The 17,712-nt window shown below is 63.5% G+C and carries 18 protein-coding genes; 9 read left to right on the top strand and 9 right to left on the bottom strand.

Translation table 11 applies throughout. From position 1 onward, the window contains the following. The first annotated feature begins 52 nt into the window (after positions 1 to 52). The gene (locus P3G66_RS13205) at positions 53 to 1,033 is read left to right on the top strand and encodes an ABC transporter substrate-binding protein (protein WP_231915812.1); all 981 of its coding nucleotides are present in this window, start codon (positions 53 to 55) and stop codon (positions 1,031 to 1,033) included. A gap of 56 nt (positions 1,034 to 1,089) precedes the next feature. Here the strand turns inward: P3G66_RS13205 and P3G66_RS13210 are convergent, their stop codons facing one another. Next, complete coding sequence (locus P3G66_RS13210; RefSeq protein WP_003944557.1) at positions 1,090 to 3,048, bottom strand: glycoside hydrolase family 15 protein; 1,959 nt, start codon at positions 3,046 to 3,048, stop codon at positions 1,090 to 1,092. A gap of 82 nt (positions 3,049 to 3,130) precedes the next feature. On the opposite strand from P3G66_RS13210, the gene P3G66_RS13215 reads away from it, so the two are divergent. The 6 genes from P3G66_RS13215 to P3G66_RS13235 all read left to right on the top strand — a co-directional run bounded on the left by P3G66_RS13215 (position 3,131) and on the right by P3G66_RS13235 (position 7,483). Next, on the top strand, positions 3,131 to 3,337 hold the full coding sequence (locus P3G66_RS13215) for a hypothetical protein (protein ID WP_003944489.1): 207 nt from the start codon (positions 3,131 to 3,133) through the stop codon (positions 3,335 to 3,337). 123 nt (positions 3,338 to 3,460) lie between these two features. Further along, complete coding sequence (locus P3G66_RS31965) at positions 3,461 to 3,550, top strand: Ms4533A family Cys-rich leader peptide (RefSeq protein ID WP_309599318.1); 90 nt, start codon at positions 3,461 to 3,463, stop codon at positions 3,548 to 3,550. A gap of 196 nt (positions 3,551 to 3,746) precedes the next feature. Then, positions 3,747 to 4,778, top strand: a complete 1,032-nt coding sequence (locus tag P3G66_RS13220; protein WP_003944569.1) for a sulfate ABC transporter substrate-binding protein — start codon at positions 3,747 to 3,749, stop codon at positions 4,776 to 4,778. A gap of 7 nt (positions 4,779 to 4,785) precedes the next feature. After that, positions 4,786 to 5,634, top strand: coding sequence for a sulfate ABC transporter permease subunit CysT (cysT, locus tag P3G66_RS13225; protein WP_030536617.1), 849 nt, complete (start codon positions 4,786 to 4,788; stop codon positions 5,632 to 5,634). Then, entirely contained in the window at positions 5,631 to 6,437 is an 807-nt protein-coding gene (gene cysW, locus P3G66_RS13230) for a sulfate ABC transporter permease subunit CysW (RefSeq protein ID WP_003944503.1), read from the top strand. Before cysT ends, cysW begins: the two co-directional genes overlap by 4 nt. After that, positions 6,434 to 7,483: a sulfate ABC transporter ATP-binding protein gene (locus P3G66_RS13235; RefSeq protein ID WP_007731046.1), complete on the top strand. Its 1,050-nt coding sequence runs from the start codon at positions 6,434 to 6,436 to the stop codon at positions 7,481 to 7,483. Before cysW ends, P3G66_RS13235 begins: the two co-directional genes overlap by 4 nt. A 125-nt stretch (positions 7,484 to 7,608) precedes the next feature. Here the strand turns inward: P3G66_RS13235 and P3G66_RS13240 are convergent, their stop codons facing one another. The 7 genes from P3G66_RS13240 to P3G66_RS13270 all read right to left on the bottom strand — a co-directional run bounded on the left by P3G66_RS13240 (position 7,609) and on the right by P3G66_RS13270 (position 14,850). Then, positions 7,609 to 8,505: a universal stress protein gene (locus P3G66_RS13240; RefSeq protein ID WP_003944544.1), complete on the bottom strand. Its 897-nt coding sequence runs from the start codon at positions 8,503 to 8,505 to the stop codon at positions 7,609 to 7,611. A 55-nt stretch (positions 8,506 to 8,560) separates the two neighbouring features. Continuing rightward, entirely contained in the window at positions 8,561 to 9,337 is a 777-nt protein-coding gene (locus tag P3G66_RS13245; protein ID WP_054801921.1) for a DUF998 domain-containing protein, read from the bottom strand. 94 nt (positions 9,338 to 9,431) lie between these two features. Further along, the gene (locus P3G66_RS13250; protein ID WP_030536613.1) at positions 9,432 to 10,187 is read right to left on the bottom strand and encodes a sirohydrochlorin chelatase; all 756 of its coding nucleotides are present in this window, start codon (positions 10,185 to 10,187) and stop codon (positions 9,432 to 9,434) included. 4 nt (positions 10,188 to 10,191) lie between these two features. Beyond that, a complete protein-coding gene (locus P3G66_RS13255; RefSeq protein ID WP_020969973.1) occupies positions 10,192 to 11,478 on the bottom strand; it encodes a GTP-binding protein in 1,287 nt (428 codons plus the stop codon). Beyond that, positions 11,478 to 12,413, bottom strand: a complete 936-nt coding sequence (cysD, locus tag P3G66_RS13260; RefSeq protein ID WP_007731054.1) for a sulfate adenylyltransferase subunit CysD — start codon at positions 12,411 to 12,413, stop codon at positions 11,478 to 11,480. The genes P3G66_RS13255 and cysD overlap by 1 nt, the downstream gene beginning before the upstream one ends. Then, positions 12,410 to 13,123 (bottom strand): phosphoadenylyl-sulfate reductase, encoded by a 714-nt coding sequence (locus P3G66_RS13265; RefSeq protein WP_003944488.1) that lies wholly within the window; start codon positions 13,121 to 13,123, stop codon positions 12,410 to 12,412. The genes cysD and P3G66_RS13265 overlap by 4 nt, the downstream gene beginning before the upstream one ends. After that, the gene (locus P3G66_RS13270) at positions 13,120 to 14,850 is read right to left on the bottom strand and encodes a nitrite/sulfite reductase (RefSeq protein WP_042450188.1); all 1,731 of its coding nucleotides are present in this window, start codon (positions 14,848 to 14,850) and stop codon (positions 13,120 to 13,122) included. The genes P3G66_RS13265 and P3G66_RS13270 overlap by 4 nt, the downstream gene beginning before the upstream one ends. A 502-nt stretch (positions 14,851 to 15,352) precedes the next feature. On the opposite strand from P3G66_RS13270, the gene hemW reads away from it, so the two are divergent. Both hemW and P3G66_RS13280 read left to right on the top strand, forming a co-directional pair. Further along, positions 15,353 to 16,579, top strand: a complete 1,227-nt coding sequence (gene hemW / locus P3G66_RS13275; RefSeq protein WP_054831429.1) for a radical SAM family heme chaperone HemW — start codon at positions 15,353 to 15,355, stop codon at positions 16,577 to 16,579. A 35-nt stretch (positions 16,580 to 16,614) separates the two neighbouring features. Further along, on the top strand, positions 16,615 to 17,235 hold the full coding sequence (locus tag P3G66_RS13280) for a hypothetical protein (RefSeq protein ID WP_054782177.1): 621 nt from the start codon (positions 16,615 to 16,617) through the stop codon (positions 17,233 to 17,235). A gap of 3 nt (positions 17,236 to 17,238) precedes the next feature. Here the strand turns inward: P3G66_RS13280 and P3G66_RS13285 are convergent, their stop codons facing one another. After that, positions 17,239 to 17,562: a type II toxin-antitoxin system VapB family antitoxin gene (locus P3G66_RS13285; RefSeq protein WP_003944521.1), complete on the bottom strand. Its 324-nt coding sequence runs from the start codon at positions 17,560 to 17,562 to the stop codon at positions 17,239 to 17,241. Positions 17,563 to 17,712: the final 150 nt, after the last annotated feature.

Consider the following 17,712-nt stretch of genomic DNA (forward strand, 5'->3'; position numbering starts at 1 on the left):
TATGAGAAGGTAAGCCTCTGCTAACTAGTGGAGGAGTATTTTCGTGCGTGCGATGAAGTTTTCGGCGGTGGCTCTCTTGGGAGCGCTGGTCGTAGGTATCAGCGGATGTTCGTCCTCGGACGCCGACGAGATCGCGGACGGTCGGGTCACCACGATCGACCACAAGTTCGGCGCCACCACGATCACCGGGACGCCGACGCGCATCGTCGCGGCCGACACCCAGTGGCTCGACGCTCTGCTCGAACTCGGAATCCAGCCGGTGGGGTACCTGGCTGCCGGCCCGATGGGCGACGAGCGTGGTCTGTTCCCGTGGGAGAGTGGCGTGGACGCGTCGGCGAAGGAACTCGATCGCTCGGCGATCCAGCAGTTCGGTGTCCCGCTCAAAGCTGAAGAAATTGCAGCCTTGGATCCCGATCTGATTCTCGGCGGGTTCTCCGTCGCCGATCAGGACGATTTCGACCAGTTGAGCAAGATCGCTCCGACCATTGCCGGTCTGTCCGACGTCCAGGTCGATCCGTGGCAGGACCAGGTGGAGATTCTCGGCCGGGTTCTCGACAAGCAGTCGCGAGCCGACGAGATCGTCGAGGCGACAAACGGGCAGATCGATGCGCTCGCACAGCGGTTGCCGGGGCTGAAGGGTAAGACCGCTCTTTTGTCGCAGTACGTCTTCCCGACGTCGCAGTTGGTGATCGTCGCTGATCCCAAGGACGGTGCTTCGGGACTGTTCACGCGTCTGGGAATGTCGTTGCCGCCCAAGCTGGTCGACGAGGCCGGTGTGACCGGTGGCCGGCTGATACTCAGCCCGGAACGGGTCGACGCTCTCAGCGCCGACGTCGTGGTGCTGCTGCCCAACGGCGGGTCGCTCGACGACATGATGAAGCTGCCGGGGTTTGCCGACCTGCCTGCAGTCAAGGGTGGCGGATTGGCCATCGTCGACTATCCGACTGTCGCCGGGTTGAACACTCCGTCGTCGCTGTCGCTGAAGTACTCGCTCGAATCGATCACGCCGCAGCTCGAAGCGGTGGCCGGCTAGACCTGCTGTGCGCCTTTATTAACCGCGGGCGGTTAATAAAGGCGCACAGCAGGGGTCTAGGTCGCGTTGTGCGCGGGCTGGAAAGCTCCGGCTTCGGCAGCTTCCTCGGCGCGGATCACGTGGACCACGGCGTTGATCAGCGCCAGGTGTGTGAACGCCTGCGGGAAGTTACCCAGATGGCGACCGGTGTGCGCGTCGATCTCCTCCGCGTACAGCTTGAGCGGGCTCGCGAACCCGAGCAGACGCTCGCAGAGATGCTTTGCCCGATCCAGTTCGCCGATCTCGACGAGGGCGGAGACGAGCCAGAAGGAGCAGATGGTGAACGTGCCCTCTTCTCCGCTCAATCCGTCGTCGGTGGTGTCGACGCGATAGCGCAGGACCAACCCCTCTTCGGTGAGCTCGTCGGCGATCGCCAGCACCGTCGCCCGGATGCGCGGATCGTCGGCCGGCAGGAAGCGCAGCAGCGGTGCCAACAAGAGCGACGCGTCGAGTGAATCGTGGCCGTACCGCTGTGTCAGAACTCCGCGCGAGTCGACACCGTGCGCGAGGATGTCGGCCTTGATCTCGTCCGCGATGGCCGTCCATTGCTGTGCAAAGCTCTTCTCGCCCTGCATCTCTGCCAGCTTGGCGCCGCGATCGAGAGCGACCCAGCACATGATCTTCGACGACGTGAAGTGCTGCGGTTCACCGCGCACCTCCCAGATCCCGCGGTCGGGTTGACGCCAGTGCTTGATCGCTTCCTCGACCTGCTTCTTGAGTAGCGGCCACAACGCCTCGGGGACGCGCTCGCGGGTACGGATGTGGAGGTACACCGAGTCGAGCATGGTGCCCCAGATGTCGTGCTGCTGTTGATCGAACGCCCCGTTGCCGATACGCACCGGACGGGCGCCGTCGTAGCCGGACAGATGGTTGAGTTCGGATTCCTCGAGCGTGCGCTCGCCGCCGATGCCGTACATCACCTGCAAGGGATGTGGCTGACCGTTGTCCGAACTCGACACGTCGTAGATGAAGTTGAAGAAGTCGTTGGCCTCACGGTCCAACCCGAGCGTGTAGAGGCCCCACAGTGCGAAGGTGGAATCGCGAACCCACGCGTAGCGATAGTCCCAGTTGCGTTCTCCGCCTGGTGTTTCCGGTAGCGAGGTCGTCGAAGCCGCGAGTAGGGCTCCGGTCGGTGCGTAGGTGAGCCCCTTGAGTGTGAGCGCACTGCGCTGTAGGTATCCGCGCCACGGGTGATCGGGGAACTTGCCGATCGTCACCCACTCACGCCAGGACTTGGACGTCTGCCACATCTTGTCGGCGGCCTCGTCGAACGTCTGCGGCGCGGGAAGATCCGACCACGAGAGCGCGACGTACACGTTGTCGCCTTCGACCAGTCGCGTCCGCGCTCGTGCTTCACGACCTTCCAGACCCAGTCGTAGGTCGGTGGTCAAGCGCAGAGTGGGATGGTCTCCGGGCTTGGCGGAGCGACACGTTGCCGTTGCTTCCTCGTAGACCTTTCCGGTGTACTCCCAATTCGCCGTGCCACGGTGATAGTCGAACGCGGGCTCACAGCTCATCTCGAGTTCGACGGTGCCGCTGACGCATTTGACCGTACGGAGAAGGGTGTGTTCGGCATCCCAGTCGGTCGGTGTGCGCTTGTGCGTGTTCGATCGCTTGTCGACGTTGTGCCAGGGACCGAGAACCAGGGCGTCGCGGACGACGAGCCAGCCGGTCTCGGTCTGCCAGGTGGTCTCGAGAATGAGTCCACCCGGCAGATAGCGCCGAGCGGCCGGCACGTTCTGGCCGTAGGGGCCGATACGGAAATGGCCTGCGCTGCGGTCGAGGATGGCACCGAACACGCTTGGGGAGTCCGGGCGGGGAACGCACATCCACTCGACAGATCCGTTACGGGCAATCAGGCACGAGGTTTCGCAATCGGAAAGAAACGCATAGTCGTCGATCGGGGGAAAGTTGCTTCGATGGTGACCCGTGGAGGCGGGAGGAATCGTCTGCACCACTTCGTCGTCAGCACTCATTCGGCCATCATCCGGCCAGAATCGGCACACGTCCAATCCACACGCTGTCGGGACCGTATCGTCCGAAGGATAGGGTGTTGGCGTGGATCGGATAGCGGATTGGTGGGACAGCTTCGAGCTGTGGATGGCGGGGCTCCCGTTCATCCCGCAGGTCGCGTTGGTCCTGATCGTCGTCGTTCCGCTGTGCCGCCTGGTGGCCATCGGTCTGGATCGCGCGTTGGCCGCCGTTCTCGCTCTGCCGCTCTTCGGCTGGTTGCGTAGGAATTCTCGAGAAGTAGAGGAAAGCTGATGCCCCGCTCACGGGTCACTCTCGCCCTGATAGCCCTGATTCTCCTCGTGATCGTCGCGTGGCTTCTCACCCGTTAGTTCTCCCGATTAGAGCGGGCGCCGGTGCTCTGCTAAAGTCCACCGCGTGTCCGAAGCAACAGCTCCCGTAATCCGCCACCAGTTGGCGTTGATTGCTGTCGGCATGCTCGACGTCGCTGACGTCGCCTGTTGTTGATTTCCTGAGTTCGACCTCTCCGGTGGTGCTGCGCACCCCACTCGAACTTCTCTGCGCGTAACTCGCGCCCCCGATTCAGGGCTCATCGCCCGTCGGCTCTCCATGTCTGAACATCCCGATGGAATCAGCCCCAGAGGTCTCGGACTTGTCGTTTGACCAACCCTCGTTTGTCAGTCCTTTCAGGAAGGTATCTGCAATGAAACGCCGTTCCCGCACACTTCTCACTGCTATCGCGACCATGGGGGCCGTGGTACTCACAGCGTGCAGTGGTGGCTCGAGCGACACCGTGGGTGGTGACAGCGCCGCCAGCGACGGTAGCGCCGGCACGATCAACCTGTTCGCCTACGCCGTGCCGAAGCCTGGCTTCGACAAGCTCACCGCAGCCTTCCAGGCGACCGACGAGGGCAAGAACGTCAACTTCAATCCTTCCTACGGCGCCTCGGGCGACCAGTCGCGCAAGGTGAAGGACGGTGCCGAGGCAGACTTCGTCAACTTCTCCGTCGAGCCCGACATCACCCGTCTGGTCGATGCCGGTCTGGTAGATCAGAACTGGAACCAGGACGCCTACAACGGAATTCCGTTCGGATCGGTAGTCACCATCGTGACGCGTCCGGGCAACCCGAAGGGCATCAAAGACTGGGACGACCTGCTTCAGCCCGGCCTCGAGGTCGTCACGCCGAACCCGTTCAGCTCCGGCTCGGCCAAGTGGAACCTCTTGGCGCCGTACGCCGCGAAGAGCGACGGTGGCAAGAACCCGCAGGCGGGTCTCGACTACGTCACCGCCTTGGTCAACGACCACGTCAAGATCCAGCCCAAGTCGGGACGCGAGGCTTCGGAAGCCTTCCTGCAGGGTAGCGGTGACGTTCTGATCAGTTACGAGAACGAGGCACTGTTCATCGAAGGCAACGGCGACCCGGTCGAGCACGTCACCCCGCCCACGACCTTCAAGATCGAGAACCCCGTTGCCGTGATCTCGAACAGCAAGGTCCTCGACAAGGCGACCGCGTTCAAGGACTACCTGTACACGACCGAGGGTCAGACGCTCTGGGCCGAAGCAGGATTCCGTCCCGTGGATCCCGCCGTCGCTGCCAAGTTCACCGACAAGTTCCCCGAGCCGACCAAGCTGTGGACCATTGCAGACCTCGGCGGCTGGAAGGCCGTGGACAGTGCTCTGTTCACCAAGGACACCGGTTCGATCGCAGTGATCTACGACAACGCGACCAAGTAAGACTGACGTGACTGACACTATTGACCCCACCCCCGTGGCTCGTCGGCGAAAACTCGCGCGGGTCACGGGGAGTGTGGGGCCGCTCGGAATCGGAGTGGCCACCCTGTGGCTCTCCGTCATCGTTCTGCTTCCGCTCGCCGCGTTGACCGCCACCGCGTTCGACGAGGGGATCTCCGGATTCTGGGACGCCGTCACCGCACCCGTCGCCTTGGCGTCGTTGCGCGTGACGTTGTTGGTCTCGGTGATCGTGGCATTGATCAACGTCGTGATGGGCACGATCATCGCGTGGGTGCTGGTCCGGGACGACTTCCCGGGCAAGCGCATCGTCAACTCGATGATCGATCTGCCGTTCGCGCTACCGACCATCGTGGCATCGATCGTGCTGCTGTCCCTCTACGGCCCGCAGTCACCGATCGACATCCATCTCAATGCAACTCAGCCCGGACTGATCGTGGCATTGGCCTTCGTGACCTTGCCGTTCGTCGTCCGTTCCGTGCAGCCGGTGCTGATGGAGGTCGACCGCGAAGTCGAGGAAGCCGCTGCGTCGTTGGGAGCTTCCAACTGGACGATCTTTCGCTCGGTTGTTCTCCCGACGTTGGCGCCTGCCGTCATCTCCGGTGCGGGCCTCGCGTTCGCCAGAGCGATCGGTGAATACGGCTCGGTCGTTCTGATCGGCGGCAACATCCCACGCGTGACACAGATGACGTCGCAGTACATTCAGCAGCAGATCGAGATCGATCGTCCGACCAACGCCGCTGCCGTCTCGGTAGCGTTGCTGGCCATCGCATTCGTGACGCTGTTCGTCCTGCGAATCTTCGCCTCGCGGGGACAGCGACGTGAGGAGAGTTCCCGATGAACGTGTCCAGAGGATCGAAGATCGGTCTGCGGACCATCGCTCTCGTCTACCTGTTCGTGTTGCTGGTCGTGCCGATCGGTGTGATCCTGACGCGAACGTTCGAGAACGGAATCGGCCCGTTTCTCGAATCGATCACGACACCGGCAGCGATTTCCGCGCTGAATCTTTCGCTGATCATCGTGGCGATCGTGGTTCCGATCAACGTGGTGTTCGGTGTCGTCACGGCTCTGGCACTCGTGCGTGGGCGTTTCCCGGGCCGCGGAGTTCTGCAGTCGGTGGTCGACCTGCCCTTCGCGGTCTCGCCCGTCGTCGTCGGTGTGTCGTTGATTCTCCTGTGGGGTGCCAACGGTTGGTTCGGCGGCATCGAATCGTTGGGGTTCAAAGTCATCTTCGGGTTGCCAGGCATGGTGATCGCGACGATTTTCGTGACGCTGCCCTTCGTCGTCCGGGAAGTCGAACCCGTACTTCACGAGATCGGCGACGAGCAGGAACAAGCAGCCGCGACGCTCGGTGCCTCGGGCTGGCAGACGTTCTGGCGGATCACCTTGCCCGCGATCCGTTGGGGCCTGACGTACGGAATCGTGTTGACGGTGGCGCGTTCGCTCGGTGAATTCGGCGCAGTCATCATGGTCTCTTCCGGCTTCCCGGGGGTATCCCAGACACTGACATTGCTGGTGCACTCGCGATACATCGACGACCACAACACCTTTGGTGCGTATTCGGCGGCAACGCTGCTGATGGGCATCGCCATCATTGTCCTGTTGCTGATGACGCTGCTGGACCGTAAGAGGAGCACCACATGATCACAGTGACCGGGGCCCGCAAGAACTACGGTGATTTCGCGGCGCTCGACGACGTGACGGTCAACATTCCCTCGGGTTCGTTGACGGCATTGCTCGGGCCCAGTGGCTCGGGAAAGTCGACGTTGCTGCGTTCGATCGCAGGGCTCGAAGAACTCGATTCGGGAACCATCACCATCGCAGGCAAGGACGTCACCGGCGTCTCGCCGCAGAAGCGTGACATCGGTTTCGTGTTCCAGCACTACGCGGCGTTCAAGCACATGACCGTGCGGGACAACGTGGCGTTCGGGCTCAAGATCCGCAAGCGCCCGAAGCCGGAGATCGAGAAGAAGGTCAACGAACTACTGGGGATCGTCGGTCTCGACGGGTTTCAGCATCGGTACCCCGCGCAGCTCTCCGGCGGTCAGCGTCAGCGCATGGCGTTGGCGCGCGCTCTGGCTGTGGATCCACAGGTGCTCCTGCTCGACGAGCCCTTCGGCGCGCTCGACGCGAAGGTGCGTGCCGACCTGCGCACGTGGTTGCGTCGCCTGCACGACGAGGTGCACGTCACCACCGTCCTGGTCACCCACGACCAGGAAGAGGCTCTCGACGTCGCCGACCGCATCGCGGTGCTGAACAAGGGGCGGATCGAGCAGATCGGTGAACCTGCCGACCTGTACGACCGCCCGTCCAACGACTTCGTGATGTCCTTCCTCGGATCCGTCGCGAAGCTCAACGGGCAGTTGGTCCGTCCGCACGACATCCGCCTCGGCCGCGATCCGAGCATGGCTCTCGCGCAGGAATCCGGAACGGCCGAGTCGCTCGGCGTCACACGCGCAACAGTCGAGCGCGTCGTGTACCTCGGCTTCGAGGTTCGAGTGGACCTGCGCAACGAGGCAACCGGCGAGCTCTTCTCGGCTCAGGTCACGCGCGGTGACAGTGCAGCGCTGCACCTCGAGGCGGGGGAGACGGTGTACGCGCGTGCTACCCGGGTGCCGGATCTGCCGGAGACCCCGGTGTCGACGCCGGTGCAGGAGCCGGTCACGGTGAGCGTGGTCGGCCAGGTATGACCCGCTCGCCCTGTTTGACCTGTTGTACCCCCACTCCTGTTTGAGCGAACGGCACTTTCGGCCTCCTGATGGCGCCGAAAGTGCCGTTCGCTCAGAGTTGGGGGCCGGGCAACAGCGAGACGAGTTCAGCCCTCTCGGCAGACGAGGACCGGGCATTGGGCGTGGTGGATGAGGCTCTGACTGGTCGATCCGACTATCGACGCCATGAACGGGCTGCGGCCGTGGCTACCGACGACTACGAGTTGCGCTTCCGCCGAGTGCTCGAGCAGTGCCTTCATCGGTCCGCTGCGCTGGACACTGCGGGTGACTTCGACATCGGGGTACTTCTCCGTCCAGCCGGCGAGGCACTCGGACAGCAGTGCATGCTCATGCTGTTCGTACGGTCCCCAGTCGACGAAGCGCCTGGCTTCGGAATACCCGCCCAGCGAGGCGTGCTCGTTCCACGTGTGGACCGCAACCAAAGGTGCGCCGAGGAACGCGGCAAATTCGAAGGCATGCGCGACGGCGAGTTCGCTGAGCTTGCTCCCGTCGACGCCGACGACGATGGGCCTGGTGTCGGCCATCGCGTGATCACCCGTACCGCGGAATACGGCCACGGGACAGTGCGCGCGGTTGACCACCCGAATGGTGTCGGATCCGAGAAACACGGACTGCATTTCGCTGGTGCCGGCCTGACCCAGTGCAACGATGCGAGCCGACTTCGAGAGTTCGACGAGTGTGGTTGCGGGAGTACCGGTCACGAGGCCACGTTCGACGGTGACGTCGGTGTGATCATCGCGGATGGCGTCCTCGGCCTCGTCGAGCAGTTTTGCACCCTCGACGCGAAGGTGGTGGTCGAACATCTCTTCGTCGGTGACGTTGGTACCGCCACCGGACTCGGGTTGTCCTGGCAGCACGTGGGTCAGGCGAAGTGGTTCGTCGAATCTCTTTGCAGCCGAAGCTGCCCACCTCGCGGCGTTGACCGCGCTTGCCGAGCCGTCGATACCGGCCACGATTCCGTGTCGAACAGATGCACTGGTCATGGAAGTCTCCTCGCGTCGCCTCCTTACCAGTGTGTCCCTGCTCACCCCCGGTTCGCTACAAACCGGTCAGCTCCCGTGGTGCGAGAACGTCGGTGGGCACTGCCGCGCGAGATCGACGCGGGCGCAACGACAACAGAGCGGTGATGAATCCGTTACCAGGCAGTGTCAGTTCCACGTTCTTCAACACGGTTCGGCGCATCAACGCGAGGAGGGCCGCGACGCCGGTGACGGCCATCCACATAGGCAGCGGGTACAGCGTCAGGCGTTCACCAAGGCCGAAAGTGAGGGTTCGTCCGAGAAGCAGTACGGCACCGACGATTCCGGTAGCCGCGCACAGCCCTGACCACACTGCGATCCATTTGCTGTGCTTCCAGAATTGAATTGCCATGAGGACGAGAACGGCATGACGTGCGACGAAGCCGGGAAGTACGGCGGTCCAATGAACGAAGGTCCCGTCGTTCGCCGGGAAGAGGCCGGTGGCCGCGGTGCTCAATGCAACGACGACGGCAAGACCGAGAATCCACTTCTTCGCACGACCGTCCGGAATGTACTTGTGCAGCAAGGCCGCACCGAGGATGGTGAGCGCACCGAGGATCATGAAGGCCGCGTTCATCACGTCGTGCATCGGCGAACATGAATCCACGCTGCATGTCGTCACGCCCAGCGAACTGATGGAGTCGCGCGCGAAGCTGTACGGCGTCTTCCATGCTCCGGCTGTGAAGATTTCGACAAGCAGGTAGAGCACCGACAGGACCCATGCGATGCCGGCTGTGCCGAGGCGAAGATTGTGAGTGATGGTGTTCCCTCTCGCGGCGCTCTGAGGGGATTGCACCCAAAGATCTGTTTCGCAGGCGAAGGAGGTACCTTCGCGAGCTGGACAGATCCAACACTACGGTAACAATCTGATAACGGCCTGTGAAACCGGATCAGGCGGAGCGGACCAGACGGCCGGGTAGTGCATCAGCGACTTGTCGGTAACGGTCGATCATCGTTTCGATCAGTAGAGAGTGCCCACCGATCGTGTCGGCGAAACGCGCGCGCGGACATGCAGTTGCTGCGGCAGCGCTGAGTCGATCGGTCAGTAGGCCGGGAGCCAAGAACCACGGCGCGACGACAACACGTTCGGCGCCGTCCTGCTCGAGTGCGGAGATCGCCTGGGTAACTGTCGGTTCCGCGGATGTCGCGAAACAGATTCGAACGCCCGACCAGTTGGTTCCGCCGAGGAGAGTGGACGCCAATTCTGCGGTCGCGGCATTGGCGCGCGCGTCGGACGAGCCGACTGCCGCAAGAGCGACACCGACCGACGGATCGTCCGGGCGGGCACCCGCTTCGAGAATTCGCTCGCGTACTGCCTCGATCAGCCGAGCATCGCGACCCAGCACGTCTGCTTGGAACACGGTCAACTGGGGGTGGCGTGTCGCGGCAGCGGCCAAGAGTCCGGGCAGATCTACCCGGGCGTGGAAGGCATTGCCCAGCAGCATCGGAACAACAACGGCGTGAGTGTGGCCGTCGTGTGCAACTCCGTCCAGGACCTGATCGATGGACGGTGCATTGAGGTCGAGGAACGCCAGCCGGACATCGAGGTCTGGCCGGACTTCACGAAGAGCTGCCACAGCAGCCGCGATCACCCGAGCAGAACGGGGGTCACGGCTGCCGTGCGCAACAGCGATGAGCGGAACCATCGACTTAGACGCGCTCGCCCAATTCGACAGCGGAAATGACGTCGCCCACCAGGCCGGCTGCGAGAGTGTTTCCACCAGCGGGATCGATCAGCAGGAAGCTGCCGGTGTGGCGGTTGACGGCGTAGTCGTCAGCCACGATCGGCTCGGCCACCCGGATCGAGATCTTGCCGATCTCGTTGAGCTCGAGAGTGTCCGGGCCCTGATCCGTGGTGAGGTCCTGCTCGTTGAAGCGTTCCACCAAGCTGCCCACGATGGCCTGCGTCGTTCGCGTGCCGTGCTTGAGCAGCAGACGTGCACCGGGGCGCAGCGACTTCTCGGCCAGCCAGCAGACAGTGGCGTCGAATTCGCCGATCGGCTCGGGTGCGTCGGACGGCGATGCGATGGTGTCGCCGCGTGAGACGTCGACGTCGTCGGCCAGGATCAGCGTGACGCTGCGTCCGGCGTGGGCGACGTCCAGTTCGCCGTCGGCCGTGTCGATACGTGTGACGGTGGTGCGCGTACCCGAGGGCAGGATCACCACTTCGTCGCCGGGCACGACGGAACCGGCAGCGACCTGACCGGCGTAGCCGCGGTAGTCGAGGAACTCTGCGGTGCGGGGGCGGATCACGTACTGCACCGGGAAACGCAGACCGACGCGATGTGGCTCGGCGTCGACCGGAATCGACTCGAGGTGCTCGATCAGTGTGGGGCCGGTGTAGTACGGGGTCTTGTCGGAGCGGATGGCGACGTTGTCACCGTGCAGTGCCGACACCGGGATCTCGACGACGTCTTCGCTTGCCCAGCCAAGTGAGCTGGTGAGTTCGTTGAACTCGGCGGAGATCGAGGTGAAGACCTCTTCGGGGTTCTCGACGAGGTCGATCTTGTTCACGGCGAGAACGAGCTTCGGGACACCGAGCAACGCGAGAACCGCTGCGTGCCTGCGAGTCTGCGCGATGACGCCCTTGCGAGCATCGACCAGCAGGATCACGAGCTGAGCCGTCGAGGCACCGGAGACAGTGTTGCGGGTGTACTGCACGTGGCCCGGTGTATCGGCGAGCACGAAGGTGCGCTTGGGGGTCGCGAAGTAGCGGTACGCCACGTCGATGGTGATGCCCTGCTCACGCTCGGCGCGCAGTCCGTCCACCAGGAGCGAGAGGTCAGGGGTGTCGAGACCGCGGTCCACCGACGCACGGGTCACGGCGTCGATCTGGTCGGCGAGAACGGATTTCGTGTCGTACAACAGGCGGCCCACGAGGGTGGACTTTCCGTCGTCGACGCTGCCGGCAGTTGCCAGTCTGAGCAGATCGCTCATCAGAAGTAGCCCTCTCGCTTGCGGTCTTCCATGGCCGCTTCGGAAACTCGGTCGTCGCCACGGGTCGCGCCGCGCTCGGTCAAACGTGATGCCGCAACCTCGGCGAGGATCGCTTCGTTGTCGGCCGCATCGGAGAGAACAGCACCGGTGGTCGAACCGTCGCCGACGGTGCGGTATCGCACCGAAAGGGTCTGCAGCTCTTCGCCGTCAGCCGGCCCACCCCAGACTCCGGGGGTCATCCACATGCCGTCGCGCTGGTACACCGGACGCTGGTGGGCGTAGTAGATGCTGGCGAGCTCGACGTTGTCGCGGGCGATGTAACGCCAGATGTCCAGCTCGGTGAAGTTGCTGAGCGGGAAGACGCGTACCTGCTCGCCGGGGGAGTGGCGACCGTTGTACAGGTTCCACAGCTCCGGGCGCTGCTTCTTGGGATCCCACTGTCCGAAAGCGTTGCGCAGCGAGAAGATCCGCTCCTTGGCGCGGGCCCGCTCCTCGTCGCGGCGAGCGCCGCCGAAGACGGCGTCGAAACGGTTCTCCGAGATCGCGTCCAGCAACGGCACGGTCTGCAGCGGGTTGCGGATACCGTCGGGGCGCTCGGTGAGGCGACCGTCCGCGATGTACTCCTCGACGCTGGCCACGTGCAGGCGCAGGTTGTACTTGGCTACCACGTGGTCGCGGAAGTCGAGGACTTCCTGCAGGTTGTGGCCGGTGTCGACGTGCAGCAGGGTGAACGGCAGCGGCGCAGGCCAGAAGGCCTTGATCGCCAGATGCAGCAGCACCGTGGAATCCTTACCGCCCGAGAAGAGAATGACCGGGCGTTCGAATTCGCCGGCTACTTCTCGGAAGATGTGGATCGCTTCGGACTCGAGGGCGTCGAGAGTATCGAACTGTGTGCCGTCGAGCTGAGGCCGTGAAGGTGTCAAGTCAACTGTCATGATGCGTGCAACCCGCATTCTGTCTTGGAGGCACCGGCCCAACGACCGCTACGCGGATCGCTGCCGGGGGCTGGCTTGCTGGTGCAGGGTGCGCAGCCGATGGACGGATATCCCTCGTCGACAAGGGGATTGACGAGGATGGAATTGGTGTCGATGTAGTTCTGCATCTCCTCGTCCGACCAGGGAGCGATCGGGTTGATCTTCACGAGTCCGAAGGCTTCGTCGAAGGAGATCAGGGGAGCGTTGGCGCGGGTGGGCGCTTCGACGCGGCGGATGCCGGTCACCCACGCGCTGTACCCGGACAGTGTCTGCTTGAGCGGCGCGACTTTGCGTAGTGCGCAGCAGCGGTTGGGATCACGGGCGAACAGATCCTTGCCCTCGGCGACATCCTGCTCGGCGACGCTTGCCAGCGCACGAGCGTTGATGACGTTGACGCCGTACACCTGCTCGACCGCGTCACGCGTGCCGATGGTTTCGGGGAAGTGATAGCCGGTGTCGAGGAAGAGTACGTCGACGCCCGGATGCACCTGTGCGGCAAGGTGAACCAGCACTCCATCCTGCATGTTCGACGCCACAATGTACGAGTCGCCGAACGTGTCCTCGGTCCACTGCAACAGTTCCTGCGCGCCGGCTCCGTCGAGTTCTACGGCACCGCGCTCGGCGATGGACCGAAGCTCGTCGGCAGTTGCTCGCGAAATGTCCACTGTCATCGCAAATCTCCTTCGTCTGCGCGCACTGCCCATTCGGCGAACCGTTCACCTTCGTTGCGGTTCTTGACGAACTGACGTACGACGCGGTCGATGTAGTCACCCATCTCGACGCTGGTGACCTTGTGCTGGCGCAGCTTGCGTCCGAAGGCGCTGTCGAATCCGAGGCTGCCTCCCAGATGAACCTGGAAACCCTCGACTTGATTCCCCTCACCGTCGTCGACGAGTTGGCCCTTGAAGCCGATGTCGGCGATCTGCGAGCGAGCGCAGGAGTTGGGGCAACCGTTGATGTTGATGGTGATCGGCACGTCGAGCTGGCTGTTGATGTCGGCAAGACGCTGTTCGAGTTCGGGCACGAGCACCTGCGAACGCTTGCGGGTCTCGGCGAACGAGAGCTTGCAGAACTCGATGCCGGAGCAGGCCATCAGGTTCTTGCGCCAGTGCGACGGACGGGCGGGAAGACCCAGCGCGTCGAGATCGGCGATGAGCGGCTCGAGCGTCTCGTCGGCGACGTCGAGGATGATCAGCTTCTGGTACGGAGTGAAGCGGATCCGGTCGCTGCCGGCCTTCTCGGCGGCGTCGGCGACCTGAGCCAGGATGTCTCCCGAGACGCGGCCGGCGATCGGAGCGAAACCGACTGCGTTGTGGCCGTTGCGGGTCTTCTGGATACCGACGTGATCGATCGGGCGCTTGGGCTTCTCGGGCGCGGGGCCGTCGATGAGCGGACGCTTCAGGTACTCGGTCTCGAGAACCTCGCGGAACTTCTCGATACCCCAGTCCTTGACGAGGAACTTGAGCCTGGCCTTCGCGCGCAGACGGCGGTAGCCGTAGTCACGGAAGATCGAGACGACGCCCTCCCAGACATCGGGGACCTCGTCGAGCGGAATCCAGGCGCCGACGCGCTGCGCCAGCATCGGGTTGGTGGACAGTCCGCCGCCGACCCAGAGGTCGAGGCCCGGGCCGTGCTCGGGGTGGTTCACGCCGATGAAGGCGATGTCGTTGATCTCGTGAACAACATCCTGCTGACCGGAGATAGCGGTCTTGAACTTGCGCGGCAGGTTGGAGTACTTGGGGTCGCCGATGTAGCGGCGCACGATCTCGTCGATCGCCGGGGTGGGATCGAGGACCTCGTCGAGCGATTCGCCGGCCAGGGGAGAACCGAGGACGACGCGAGGGCAGTCACCGCACGCTTCGGTGGTCTTGAGCCCGACGGCTTCGAGGCGCTTCCAGATCTCCGGGACGTTCTCGACTTCGATCCAGTGGAACTGAACGTTCTCACGGTCCGACAGGTCGGCGGTGTTCCGGCCGAATTCCTTCGAGATACCGGCGATGGTGCGCAGCTGCTCGACGTTCAGAGCGCCGGCGTCGCAACGCACGCGCATCATGAAGTACTTGGCCTCGAGCAGGTCGATGTTCTCGTCGCCGGTGAAGGTGCCGTCGTAGCCTTCTTCGCGCTGGGTGTAGAGACCCCACCAGCGGAAGCGGCCGCGAAGGTCGCCCTTGTCGATGCTGTCGAAGCCCTGCTTGGAGTAGATGTTCTCGATGCGGGCCCGAACGTTGAGCGGGTTGTCGTCCTTCTTGGCCTGCTCGTTGGCGTTGAGAGGCTCGCGGTAACCGAGGGCCCACTGACCTTCGGCGCGACGCTTGGCGGGACGCGCAGCGCGTGCAGGCCGGGCTTCGGCAGCTGCTGCCGAATCGGCGGGTGTGGCGGCGTCGGTGGTCGACGTCATCGATGAACTCCTGGATCTGGGCGGTTGATCGGCACGCGGCACGCACTATCGATGAACTGTGGCGGTGTCTGATCGGGACGCACCGGTCCGTGTCGGAAATCGAGGGGGCTGTCCTCGGTCTCGGAAAGCTCGCGGCCGGCAGGTGTGCTCACGAAAACGAACAGCTGGAGAAGCTGCGTCCCTGAAAAGGCATGTCTCTGCAGAGAGTGTTTCGGTGAAGCAGATGGAGATGAGCGGGAAAGGCTGGAAGATCAGTGAAAGATCAACAGCTACACAGGTGCAGACACGACGAGCTGCACACACGCTTGAAGTCGACATGGCGACGCGCCACAAGTCGCACTCCGAGTCCGGTCATGCGGACCATTGTGCCACGTCAACTCGATAATTCCGACTCGGGCGCATATTTCCACGAAAAACGGGGGAAATATCGAGTTCAAGCCATACGCCGACCTGCATCGCAGGCTGAATAGGTGTGCGTTCCGGATGCTGGGACACTGGAGGTGTGAATGCCACCAGCACGACTCCCACTCGACAGAGCGAGGCGACGCCCTTCGCCTTGCCCGCGCGATCGCTCGAGGGTGTCGGGAAACGGCCGTTCGGGATCTACATCCACGTCCCGTTCTGTGCCACCAGGTGTGGGTACTGCGATTTCAACACCTACACGGCCGGAGAGCTCGGAACCTCCGCCTCGCCGCAGTCGTGGTTGGAAGGTCTGCGGCGCGAACTCGATCTCGCGGCCGAGATGACGGGCGCCCCGGCGGCGGAGACCGTGTTCGTGGGCGGTGGAACGCCGTCGCTGCTCGGTGGTGACGGATTGGCCGACGTGCTGTCGGCGGTGCGGAGCAGCTTCGGCCTGGCGTCCGGCGCCGAAGTAACCACGGAATCGAACCCCGAATCGACGTCGCCGGAGTTCTTCGGTGCTCTCCGCAGTGCCGGATTCACCCGGATTTCCCTCGGCATGCAGTCGGCCGCCCAGCACGTGCTGAAGATTCTCGACCGCACGCACACTCCGGGCCGCGCCGTCGCTGCCGCGAAAGAGGCTCGCGCAGCTGGTTTTTCGCACGTGAATCTCGATTTGATCTATGGAACCCCGGGGGAGCGCGATCAAGACCTGGACGCCTCACTCGATGCGGTCCTCTCCGCCGATGTCGATCACGTCTCGGCCTACGCGTTGATCGTCGAGGACGGCACCGCCATGGCTCGCAAGGTCAGGCGCGGCGAGCTGCCCGCCCCGGACGACGACGTGCTGGCCTCGCGGTACGAACGAATCGATTCACGCCTGTCCGAGGCAGGCTTGCGGTGGTACGAGGTCTCCAACTGGGCAAAGGCGGAAACCGCGGACTCCGGTGACACCCGGTGTCGTCACAACCTCGGCTACTGGGACGGTGGTGACTGGTGGGGTGCCGGTCCGGGCGCGCACAGTCACGTCGGCGGAGTGCGGTGGTGGAACGTCAAGCACCCGGCGCGGTACGCGGAACAGTTGGCGCTCGGTGAACTTCCCGTCGGCGGCAGCGAAGAACTGACCGCCGAGGACGAACACATGGAGCGCGTCATGTTGACCGCGCGGTTGCGTACGGGACTTCCGTTGTCGGAACTGTCTGCATCCGAACGTCTTTCGGCCGAACAGGTGGTAGTCGACGGGTTGGCCGTGATCGAGAACGATCACGTGGTTCTCACCGACCGTGGTCGCCTGCTCGCTGATGCGGTGATTCGCACGATCCTGACCTGACGCGCAACCATCCTTCGCCGCGTAATGTGGCCGTGGTGGCCATCATTCATCGTGCGCAGCTGAATCCGTCCAAGAACGACCTGCTCCGAGCGTGGGTGCCCAAGCAGCCGTGGCTCGGGTCGGTCGACTGTTCGACGCTCGAACGCGTCGACGCCTATCGTTTCGACGACCCGGACGGCGAGGTCGGAATCGAGACGCACCTGATGCGCTCTGCCGACGGTCGAATTCTTCAGGTCCCGCTCACTTATCGTGGTGCTCCGCTGGACGGGGCGGAGACCGCACTGATCGCAACCATGGATCATTCGGTACTCGGCGAACGGTGGGTTTACGACGCATGCTGTGATCCGGTCTACGTCAGCGCGGTGGCGACCGCGATTCTGACCGGTGGGGCCGGAGTCGAACTGGTCTTCGCGGACACCGCCGATCACATCCCCGTGACGGCTCACGTAGTAGGCAGCGGTACGGCCCACTCTTCCGTACCGGCAGTCGAATCGGTGACCTGCTCGACAGTCGGCACCGACACGATCATCCGCGCGGGAAGCCTGGAACTGACTGTGGCGAGAGTGATCGACGCAGATCGAGTCTCGGACTCGGAGACGCTCACCGGAACCTGGCCGGGGCAAACGACACCTGCGTTGCTCGTGACTATCGCCTGAGCGTCAGCGGACTCCCTCGATGACACCGGGCATCGCGTCGAAGTCGAAGACACGCGCGTGCAGCACGACGCGGTTTCGCAGGGCCGAACGAACCGCTCGGTGCAGACCGTCCTCGAGGTAGAGAGTGCCGCGCCACTGCACTGCGTGCGGGAACAGATCGCCGTAGAAGGTCGAGTCCTCCGACAGCAGGCGATCGAGTTCGAGGACCTTCGTGGTGGTCACGATCTCGTCGAGTCGAACCTGACGTGGAGGGAACTTCGACCAGTCGCGTAGAGACAGTCCGTGATCGGGATACGGTTTGCCGTCCATCACGCCTTTGAAGATCATGTGCCGCCTTGTCCATGGTTGTGCGATCGACCTTTCGCCGATCTCACTCCACAGTAAGGGCAACAGCCGTCTCTGGCGCTCGGGCGATTAGACTGCCAGTGGAAACCGATGTGTAAATGTCGGTGTTCGTTCTTTTCAGGAAACGGAGGT

Source organism: Rhodococcus sp. C3V, from assembly GCF_029269915.1.
Classification (GTDB): domain Bacteria; phylum Actinomycetota; class Actinomycetes; order Mycobacteriales; family Mycobacteriaceae; genus Rhodococcus_F; species Rhodococcus_F qingshengii.

Excerpts from the sequence above, each read along its gene's own strand:
- P3G66_RS13270 (WP_042450188.1), bottom strand. The coding sequence starts at position 14,850 with ATGACGTCGACCACCGACGCCGCCACACCCGCCGATTCGGCAGCAGCT.
- P3G66_RS13205 (WP_231915812.1), top strand. The coding sequence starts at position 53 with ATGAAGTTTTCGGCGGTGGCTCTCTTGGGAGCGCTGGTCGTAGGTATC.
- P3G66_RS13250 (WP_030536613.1), bottom strand. The coding sequence starts at position 10,187 with ATGGTTCCGCTCATCGCTGTTGCGCACGGCAGCCGTGACCCCCGTTCT.
- P3G66_RS13210 (WP_003944557.1), bottom strand. The coding sequence starts at position 3,048 with ATGAGTGCTGACGACGAAGTGGTGCAGACGATTCCTCCCGCCTCCACG.
- P3G66_RS13235 (WP_007731046.1), top strand. The coding sequence starts at position 6,434 with ATGATCACAGTGACCGGGGCCCGCAAGAACTACGGTGATTTCGCGGCG.
- P3G66_RS13265 (WP_003944488.1), bottom strand. The coding sequence starts at position 13,123 with ATGACAGTGGACATTTCGCGAGCAACTGCCGACGAGCTTCGGTCCATC.
- P3G66_RS13240 (WP_003944544.1), bottom strand. The coding sequence starts at position 8,505 with ATGACCAGTGCATCTGTTCGACACGGAATCGTGGCCGGTATCGACGGC.
- P3G66_RS13255 (WP_020969973.1), bottom strand. The coding sequence starts at position 11,478 with ATGAGCGATCTGCTCAGACTGGCAACTGCCGGCAGCGTCGACGACGGA.
- cysW (WP_003944503.1), top strand. The coding sequence starts at position 5,631 with ATGAACGTGTCCAGAGGATCGAAGATCGGTCTGCGGACCATCGCTCTC.
- P3G66_RS13220 (WP_003944569.1), top strand. The coding sequence starts at position 3,747 with ATGAAACGCCGTTCCCGCACACTTCTCACTGCTATCGCGACCATGGGG.
- P3G66_RS13285 (WP_003944521.1), bottom strand. The coding sequence starts at position 17,562 with ATGATCTTCAAAGGCGTGATGGACGGCAAACCGTATCCCGATCACGGA.
- cysD (WP_007731054.1), bottom strand. The coding sequence starts at position 12,413 with ATGACAGTTGACTTGACACCTTCACGGCCTCAGCTCGACGGCACACAG.